At 54.3% G+C, this 1,379-nt stretch carries 1 rRNA gene (only partly in view); it reads right to left on the bottom strand.

The window, feature by feature from the left end:
- Positions 1-2: 2 nt before the first annotated feature.
- Positions 3-1,379: ribosomal RNA gene (locus N7Z68_RS24050) — 23S ribosomal RNA — on the bottom strand; its annotated part runs 1,670 nt beyond the window's last position; the annotation flags it as partial.

Below are 1,379 nucleotides of genomic sequence, written 5' to 3'. Positions count from 1 at the left end.
ATTTGGATAAGTCCTCGACCGATTAGTATCTCTCAGCTCCACGTGTCGCCACGCTTCCACCCGAGACCTATCAACCTCATCATCTCTAAGGGGTCTTACTTACTTAACGTAATGGGAAATCTCATCTTGAGGGGGGCTTCACGCTTAGATGCTTTCAGCGCTTATCCCGTCCACACGTAGCTACCCAGCTATGCTCCTGGCGGAACAACTGGTACACCAGCGGTGTGTCCATCCCGGTCCTCTCGTACTAAGGACAGCTCCTCTCAAATTTCCTGCGCCCACGACGGATAGGGACCGAACTGTCTCACGACGTTCTGAACCCAGCTCGCGTACCGCTTTAATGGGCGAACAGCCCAACCCTTGGGACCTACTTCAGCCCCAGGATGCGATGAGCCGACATCGAGGTGCCAAACCTCCCCGTCGATGTGGACTCTTGGGGGAGATAAGCCTGTTATCCCCAGGGTAGCTTTTATCCGTTGAGCGATGGCCCTTCCATGCGGAACCACCGGATCACTAAGCCCGACTTTCGTCCCTGCTCGACTTGTAGGTCTCGCAGTCAAGCTCCCTTATGCCTTTGCACTCTGCGAATGATTTCCAACCATTCTGAGGGAACCTTTGGGCGCCTCCGTTACTGTTTAGGAGGCGACCGCCCCAGTCAAACTGCCCACCTGACACTGTCCCTGAACCGGATCACGGTTCGAGGTTAGAACTTCAATACAGCCAGGGTAGTATCCCACCGACGCCTCCACGTAAGCTGGCGCTCACGCTTCCAAGGCTCCTACCTATCCTGTACAAGCTGTACCAAAATCCAATATCAAGCTACAGTAAAGCTCCATGGGGTCTTTCCGTCCTGTCGCGGGTAACCTGCATCTTCACAGGTAATATAATTTCACCGGGTCTCTCGTTGAGACAGTGTCCAAGTCGTTACACCATTCGTGCGGGTCGGAACTTACCCGACAAGGAATTTCGCTACCTTAGGACCGTTATAGTTACGGCCGCCGTTTACTGGGGCTTCGGTTCACAGCTTCGGCTTGCGCCTAACCACTCCCCTTAACCTTCCAGCACCGGGCAGGTGTCAGCCCCTATACTTCGCCTTGCGGCTTCGCAGAGACCTGTGTTTTTGCTAAACAGTCGCTTGGACCTATTCACTGCGGCTCTCTCGGGCTTGCACCCTAACAGAGCACCCCTTCTCCCGAAGTTACGGGGTCATTTTGCCGAGTTCCTTAACGAGAGTTCTCCCGAGCGTCTTAGAATTCTCTTCCCGCCTACCTGTGTCGGTTTGCGGTACGGGCACCTCTCACCTCGCTAGAGGCTTTTCTTGGCAGTGTAGGATCAGGAACTTCGGTACTTAATTTCCCTCGCTGTCACAGCTCAGCCTT

It is taken from the genome of Alkalihalobacterium chitinilyticum (assembly GCF_029028005.1).
Classification (GTDB): Bacteria; Bacillota; Bacilli; order Bacillales; family Bacillaceae_F; genus Alkalihalobacterium; species Alkalihalobacterium chitinilyticum.
This window is presented reverse-complemented; position numbering and strand designations above follow the sequence as displayed.